6 protein-coding genes, 1 tRNA gene and 1 other annotated feature are annotated in these 7,673 nt (G+C 68.5%); all 7 genes read left to right on the forward strand.

Features of this window, described 5'->3' with window-relative positions; genetic code table 11:
• Positions 1–123: 123 nt before the first annotated feature.
• The 7 genes from AB2385_RS16175 (at position 124) to gltX (ending at position 7,061) form a co-directional block, all read left to right on the forward strand.
• A tRNA-Ser gene (locus AB2385_RS16175) sits at positions 124–214 on the forward strand.
• Positions 215–288: 74 nt separating this feature from the next.
• Positions 289–768, forward strand: coding sequence for a tRNA adenosine(34) deaminase TadA (gene tadA, locus AB2385_RS16180; RefSeq protein WP_367656043.1), 480 nt, complete (start codon positions 289–291; stop codon positions 766–768).
• A gap of 69 nt (positions 769–837) precedes the next feature.
• Positions 838–2,469, forward strand: coding sequence for a peptide ABC transporter substrate-binding protein (locus tag AB2385_RS16185; protein WP_367656044.1), 1,632 nt, complete (start codon positions 838–840; stop codon positions 2,467–2,469).
• 41 nt (positions 2,470–2,510) lie between these two features.
• Positions 2,511–4,301, forward strand: a complete 1,791-nt coding sequence (dnaX, locus tag AB2385_RS16190; RefSeq protein ID WP_367656045.1) for a DNA polymerase III subunit gamma/tau — start codon at positions 2,511–2,513, stop codon at positions 4,299–4,301.
• The gene (locus tag AB2385_RS16195; RefSeq protein WP_367656046.1) at positions 4,301–4,630 is read left to right on the forward strand and encodes a YbaB/EbfC family nucleoid-associated protein; all 330 of its coding nucleotides are present in this window, start codon (positions 4,301–4,303) and stop codon (positions 4,628–4,630) included. Before dnaX ends, AB2385_RS16195 begins: the two co-directional genes overlap by 1 nt.
• A gap of 6 nt (positions 4,631–4,636) precedes the next feature.
• A complete protein-coding gene (gene recR, locus AB2385_RS16200; RefSeq protein ID WP_367656047.1) occupies positions 4,637–5,233 on the forward strand; it encodes a recombination mediator RecR in 597 nt (198 codons plus the stop codon).
• Between the two features lie 105 nt (positions 5,234–5,338).
• Positions 5,339–5,565: a binding site (T-box leader), on the forward strand.
• A gap of 47 nt (positions 5,566–5,612) precedes the next feature.
• Positions 5,613–7,061: a glutamate--tRNA ligase gene (gene gltX, locus AB2385_RS16205; protein WP_367656048.1), complete on the forward strand. Its 1,449-nt coding sequence runs from the start codon at positions 5,613–5,615 to the stop codon at positions 7,059–7,061.
• Positions 7,062–7,673: the final 612 nt, after the last annotated feature.

Here is a 7,673-nt window from a genome sequence, read left to right on the forward strand (position 1 = left end):
CCCCCTCCCCCGGGGCGCTCCCGCCCCGGCCCCGCGGCCCTTGGGCGGGGGGCCCGCTTCCAGCTTCTAGCGCAGGCTTGCATGCGCGCTCAGCCTTGTGTAAACTATATTGCTGACGCATCGGGAGAGGTGGCCGAGTGGTTTAAGGCTCTCGTCTTGAAAACGAGCGTGGCCTAGACAGCCACCGTGGGTTCGAATCCCACCCTCTCCGCCAGGGCGCATGGCGCGACGAGCAGGCCACCGCACGGTGGCCTGCTCTTTTGCTACTTTACCGGGAGGTCGATCGGCGTGACCGACGAGGCCTTTATGCGCGAAGCGCTTGCCGAGGCCCGGAAGGCAGCGGCGCTGGGCGAGGTGCCCATCGGCGCCGTGGTGGTGCGCACCGGCGAGATCCTGGTTCGGGCGCATAACCTGAGGGAGACCACGCACGACGCCACGGCCCACGCCGAGGTGCTGGCCATCCGCGCCGCCGGTCGCCTGCTGGGCGGATGGCGGCTTACCGGCTGTACGCTCTATGTCACCATCGAGCCCTGCCCCATGTGCGCCGGTGCGCTCCTCCAGAGCCGGATCGACCGCCTGGTCTTCGGGGCGCGCGACCCGAAAGCCTGGGCCGACCGCTCCCTGCTGGAAATCCTGCAAAACCCCGGCCTGAACCATCAGGTGGAGGTACGCGAGGGCGTCCTGGCCGAGGAGTGCGGCGAGGTAGTGCGGGAGTTCTTCCGGGCCAGGCGCCGCCTGACGCAACAGGCCCAGGAAGAATGTATGTAACAGGAAGCAGGACCAGATACTGGTAATGGCGAATTTCCTCCCATCTACCTCGATGGGGGGAGATTGTGTATGTTGCGACGCCATCGGCACTGGGCCGCCTGGACGGCGCTGCTGCTGAGCGGCTGCGTGGCAGCGGCGCAGCCGGAGCCCCCGGCCCCGGCGGCGGAGGCCAGCCGGGCCGAGGTGCGCCTGCACCTGCCGGTGGAAGTGACGACGCTGGACCCGGCGGAGACGGCGGAGCCCGCCGTGCTGGATGTGATCGGCAACCTGATGGAGGGATTGGTTGCACCGGGCGAAGGTCCGGGAGGCGCGCCGACGGGTGCCGCCGCGGAGCGGTGGGAGTCGGCCGACGGGCGGCAGTTCACCTTCTACATCCGGACCGACGCACGCTGGAGCGACGGCGAGCCGGTCACGGCGCACGACTTCGTGCGGGCCTGGCTCCACCTCCTGGACCCCGCAGTGGGTGCGGCCCACGCCTACCTGCTCTACGACATCGCGGGAGCCGAGGCCTGGAACGCTTTGGACCCGGCCGCACCCGATTTTGCGGAGTGGTCGGAGCGGCTGCGGGCGGAGGTGGGGGTGACCGCCCTGGACGACCAGCGGCTGCAGGTGACGCTGCGGGCGCCGAACCCGGCCTGGCCGGCCTACACGGCCCACCCGGCCCTGGCGCCCCGCCGGGAGGGCGTGCCCTTCGGTGCCGTGAGCAACGGCCCCTTCGCCCTGGCCGAACTGTCGGGATCGGGCCAGATCCGGCTGGTGCGCAACCCCCACTACTGGGATCGCACGGCCGTGACGCTGGGTGCGGTGACCTACCACGTGGAGTCCGACTCCCAGGCCGCGCTGCGCCTCTATGAGATGGGCTATCTGGACCTGGTGATCCTCCCCGGAGAACTGGCCACACAGGTGCCCGGTGCCCGGGCAATGGCGCAGCCGGCCACCATGGGGCTCGTTTTCAACACCGGGCAGCCCCGGCTCGCCGACCCCGCACTGCGGCGGGCGATCAGCCTGGCGCTGGATCGGCACGAGGTGGCCGCCGCGGCCGGCGGGTCCTCCGCCGAGGCCGCGGTCGGGATTGTGCCGCCCTCCCTGGACGGCGGCTGGACGGCCGCCGTGCGCCCGGGCCCGTCGGTCCTCCCGGCTGACCCCGCAGCAGGGGACCGGGCGGAGGCCCGCCGGCTCTGGACCGAGGCCCTGGCGGCGTTGGGGACGGAGCGCATGACGCTCCGCCTGCTGCACGCCGCCGAGGCGGCCCCGGCCGCCCAGGCGGTGAAGCGGCAGCTCGAGGAGACGCTGGAGGGGCTGACCCTTGAACTGCACACCGTGCCCTTCGTGCAGCGGCTGGAGCGGGTGCGCTACGGGCAGTTCGACCTGGTGCTGCAGGGATGGGTGGCCGACCACGACGACCCGCTGCTCCTGCTCAGCCAGTTCACCACGGCCCATCCAGCCAACGGTGCGCGCTGGGTGAACAGCGAGTACGACGCCCTGATCACACAGGCCGCCGACCAGACGGGGGACGCCCGCCGGTCGGCGCTGGCGGCGGCGGAGCGGCTGCTCCTGACAGAGGCACCGGTGGTGCCGCTCTACCACCCGGTTCGGCACTGGGCCGCGCACCCGGACCTGGAAGGGGTGCGGTACCGGCCGCTCGGGGGGCGGTTTGACCTGAAGCAGGCGTGGAGAAAGGGAATCCCGGGCCCCGGGTAGAATTGGGTAGAGCCAGTCCGATTTCGGCAGGAGAGATTGCGTTGGCCCACCTTGCCCTTTACCGTGCGTACCGGCCACAGCGATTCAGTGAGGTCGTCGGGCAGGAGCACATCACCCGTACCCTGCGCAATGCACTCGTGCAGGGCCGGGTTCACCATGCCTACCTGCTCTCAGGTCCGCGCGGCACGGGCAAGACCACCGTGGCCCGCATCCTGGCGAAGGCGGTCAACTGCCTCAACCTGCAGGACGGCGAGCCGTGCAACGAGTGTGAGCCCTGCCGGCGCATCATGTCCGGCGAGACGATGGATGTGATCGAGATCGACGCCGCCTCCAACCGCGGCATCGATGAGATCCGCGACCTGCGCGACAAGGTGAAGTACGCCCCCGTCGACCTGAAGTACAAGGTCTACATCATCGACGAGGTGCACATGCTCTCGGAGCCGGCCTTCAACGCACTGCTGAAAACGCTGGAGGAGCCGCCGGCGCACGTGCTCTTCATCCTGGCCACGACGGAGAAGCAGAAGTTGCCCGTCACCATCCTCTCCCGCTGCCAGGCCTTCGACTACCACCGCCTGTCCAACGAGGAGATCGTGGGGCGGCTGCAGCAGGTCTGCGCCGCGCAGGGGCTGAAGGCCACGCCCGAGGCCCTGCTGGCAATGGCCCGGCACGCCGAGGGCGGGATGCGCGACGCACTGTCGCTGCTGGACCAGGTGATGGCCTATGCCGCGGATGGCGAGATTACCCTTGAGATGACGCTGTCGGTGCTGGGCTCAGCCCCCCTCGAGCAGTTCCTCCGTCTGGACGAGCGGCTGGTCGAGGGGGATGCGGGCGGGGCGCTGCTCTGGCTCGACGAGATGGTGCGTACGGGCAAGGACCTGCGCCAGCTGGTGCGGGACTACATGGCGCACCTGCGGGACCTCCTGATGGTGAAGGTGGACGCGTCCGGCACCGTCCTCGGGCTCCCGCCGGAGTCGCTGGCCCAGGTACGGGACGAGGCGGCCCGGTTCACACAGGAACGGCTCATCGCCGCCATCCGGCTTCTCGGCCAGGCGGAGGTGGACCTGCGCCTTGCGGTGTCGCCGCGGCTGCAGGTGGAGGTCGCCCTCATCCGGCTGGCGGCGCTCTTCACCGGCCGGGACCAGGAGGCCCGGCCCGCCGAGGAGGGCCCGAAGCCCCAGCAGACCCAGAAGGCGTCGGCCAGGACGCCCGCCGGCCGGCGGACGCGCACGGCCGGAACCGCTCCGGCTGCGCCGCCTGTTGCTCCCGGTGCACCGCCTGCCGAGCAGGGCGCACCGGGGTTGAGTTCCGCCGGCCCCGAAGGGGCGCCGGAGAGTGAGACCGCAGGGGCTGCCGCCCAGGCGTCGCCGCCGGGCAGCAGCGCCCCGGCCGGGGCGGAAGCGCCGGTGGGCGCCGGAGTCGAACGGGTGATGGCGGTTTGGAACCGGGTGCTGGAACTGGTGCGCAAAGCGCGGCCCAGCACGTACAACCTGCTCTCCACCTCGGCGCGCGTGGGCGGACTGCAGGGCAAGCGGCTCTTCCTGGTCGCCACATCGCCCGTCTTCGCCCAGTTGCTCCGCCGCCCGCAGGACCGGGCGATCGTCGCCAAGGCCCTGGAGCGGGCGGGACTCGCCGGCCTGGAGGTCGAGATCCTGGCGCCGGACGAGGCCCGGACGAAGCTGGCCGGGCTCGCGGCGGCTGGCGCCGGGGGGGCCGCACCGGCCGGAGAGGCCGGATCGGCGACGCAGCAGGACACTGGCGCCGCGCTGATGGAGCGGGTACGCAGCCTGTTTCCCCCTGATGTCATACATGAAGTCGATGAGGAGGGCTCTTGATGTTTCCCGGTGGCGGTAACATGCAGCAGATCATGCGGCAGGTCCAGAAGATGCAGAAGAACGTGGCCAAGGCGCAGGAGGAGATCGCCAAGATGACGGTGGAGGGAACCGCCGGCGGCGGCGCCGTGAAGGTGACTGTCACGGGCGACCGGCGGGTCACGGCGGTCAACCTGTCGCCGGAGGTGGTGGATCCCGACGACGTCGAGATGCTGCAGGACCTGATTCTGGCGGCGATCAACGACGGCATGAAGAAGGCCGAGGAACTGGCTGAGGCCGAGATGAAGAAGGTCATGCCGGCCGGGCTGCCCGGCTTTCCCGGCCTGTTCTAGCGGTCCATGTACTACGCCGAACCGATCGCCCGCCTGATCGAGGAACTGACGAAGCTGCCGGGGATCGGTCCGAAGACCGCCCAGCGGCTGGCCTTCCACATCCTCAACCTGGACCGCGCCGCCGTGGAGTCCCTCGCCCGCACGATGGTCGAGGCCCGGGAGAAGGTCAAGTACTGCTCGATCTGCTGCAACCTCACCGATCGCGATCCCTGCAAGATCTGCGATGACGACAGCCGCGACCACTCCACCATCTGCGTGGTACAGGAGCCGCGCGACGTGGTGGCCATGGAGAAGACCCGGGAGTACCACGGGGTCTACCACGTGCTGCATGGGGCGCTGAACCCGATGGAAGGCGTCGGCATCGACGACATCCGGGTGAAGGAGCTCATCGCACGACTGGGCGACGGCAAGGTGCAGGAGGTCATCCTCTGCACCAATCCCAACACCGAGGGCGAGACCACGGCCATGTACATCGCCCGGTACATCAAGCCGCTCGGGGTGAAGGTCACGCGCATCGCGCGCGGCCTGCCCATGGGCGGCGATCTGGAGTACGCCGACGAGGTCACCCTGGCGAAGGCCCTCGAGGGGCGCCGGGAGATCTGAGTCCCGGACGGGAGAGCGCCGCGGGCCGGCGGGCCTTCCCGTCAGCGCTTGATTTTGCGGGTGCCCCAGGGTAGAATACAGCCGTGAATCCGGACAAGCTGAATAGACAAGGCGTTGACAGGGCAGAGTATGCGGCTGCGTGGAGCCAAAGCGAGCCGGGTCTGGTGAAAGCCGGTGCACACGTTCGCAGAAGAGGCCCTTGAGCTTCCGGGCTGAACCCTGTGCGAAGAGCACACAGCGTATTAGGCCCGGACGGACCCCCGTTATCGGAAACCGAGTGAGGCCGCAAGGCCTAACTAGGGTGGTACCGCGGGCAAGGCCCCGTCCCTAACCGGACGGGGCTTCGTTCATTCTTACTCGGAAGAGGGGACAACACGAGATGACCGTTCGCGTACGCATCGCGCCGAGCCCCACGGGTCCCATCCACGTGGGCAACGTACACACCGCACTCTTCAACTGGCTCTTCGCGCGGAGACATGGCGGCCAGTTCATCCTGCGGTTCGAGGATACTGACCTGGAGCGGTCCCGGCCGGAATGGGAACAGGTGATCTTCGAAGACCTGAAGTGGCTGGGGATTGACTGGGACGAAGGGCCCGACATCGGCGGCCCCTACGGGCCGTACCGCCAGACCGAGCGGCTCGACCTGTACCGCAAGTACGCCCAGCAGCTCCTGGAGCAGGGCTACGTTTACAAGTGCTACTGCACCAAGGAAGAGGAGGACGCCGACCGCCGGGAGGCGCAGGAGCAGGGCCGTCCTTACCAGTACAAGGGCCGGTGCCGGAACCTAACCCCCGAGCAGCAGGCGGCGTTTGAGGCCGAAGGGCGCAAGCCGGTGCTCCGCTTCCGCGTGCCCAAGGGCGAGGTCATCCGGTACAACGACCTGGTCCGCGGGCCGATCGAGTTCCCCACCGATTCCATCGGGGACTTCATCATCATGCGCGCCAACGGCATGCCGCTCTATAACTTCGCCGTGGTCATCGACGACGCGACCATGCACATCACCCACATCCTGCGCGGCGAGGGGCACATCCCCAACACGCCGGTGCAGATCCTCATCTACCGGGCCCTCGGCTTCCCGGTGCCGGAGATCGGCCACCTCGGCCACATGACGAACCCCGAGCGCGGCAAGCTCTCCAAGCGCAAGGGTGAGGCGGCGATTCGCGACTACCGGGAGCAGGGCTACCTGCCCGAGGCCATGCTCAACTTCATGAGCCTGCTGGGCTGGACGCCGCCCGGCGCCGAGTCCGGCCGGGAGTTCCTCACCAAGGAGGAGCTGATCCGCGACTTCGACCTGAGCCGGGTGACCAAGGCGTCGTCGGTCTTCGACCGCAACAAGCTGAACTGGATGAACGGCGTCTACATCCGCAAGAAGAGCCTGGAGGAGTTCGCCGAACTGGCGCTGCCGTTCGTGGTGAAGGCAGGGCTGTGCACGGAGGAGCATGCCCGGGCGCACTGGGACTGGTTCAAGGAGGTCATGTCCCAGGTGCACGAACGGGTGGAGACCCTGGCCGAGATTCCGCAGCACGTGGATATCTTCTTCAAAGAAGAAGTCGAAATGGATGAGAAGGCGGCGGCCAAGTTCCTCACGGACGCGGTGAAGCCCTTCTTCCGGCGGGTCGCCGAGGGGCTGAAGACGGTGGAGTGGACCGTGCCGGCCATCGAGCAGCTGGTGCGCTCGATTCAGGAGGAGATGGGGCTGAAGCCGAAGGAGAGCTTCCAGCCCATCCGCGTGGCCATCACGGGCCGCACCGCGAGCCCGGGCTTGTTCGAGACCATCTACCTGATCGGCCGGCAGCGCGTGCTCGAGCGCATGGCGCCATACTGCTAGAGGCGCCATCCCGGACCGCTGTGCCGGCAGCGTGTGGACGGCGTGCCGCGCGGTCGGAACAGCGGCGGCACCGGCAGGGCCCGAAAGGGACGGGCATCCTGCGGCCGAGGGCCGGGAAGGCACGCTTCGGCATGCGGCGAAGATCAAGATCGGGGGCATGGTCGGTTGTGGAGCCAGATACGGCGCCGGCAGGCGCCAGCGCTTACGGTACACACAATCGCCAGCTCTGCGCGCGAGGCGGGGGGATGACCTCCGCCTCGTCCGCACTCCGCGGGAATGGCGTCGCGGCGCCGTCGAACCCCCTTGCCGACAGCGCTGAGGGCATGCTACAATACCTCTGCCCGCAAGGTAGGGCAAGCCCACCCGGGGCCGAAAATGGTGCAGCTAGCGGATTTTGCCCCGTTGCACCGGACTGATGGGTGTGGTAAAGTAGTCGAGGTCGCCGGTTGTGAGGCGAACTCAAACGGCGAAATGCCAGGAGTTCACAAGTTGACAGCCGGTCGGTCTGTCTGCTAAAATCTAACCCTGCCAGCCACCGGATCGGTGGTGACGGGCACATCTCGAACCTTGAAAACTAAACAGTGCAGAGCCAAGCGAGTCGAGACTCCAGAA

This window comes from Symbiobacterium sp. (assembly GCF_040797425.1).
In the GTDB taxonomy this organism is placed as follows: domain Bacteria; phylum Bacillota; class Sulfobacillia; order Symbiobacteriales; family Symbiobacteriaceae; genus Symbiobacterium.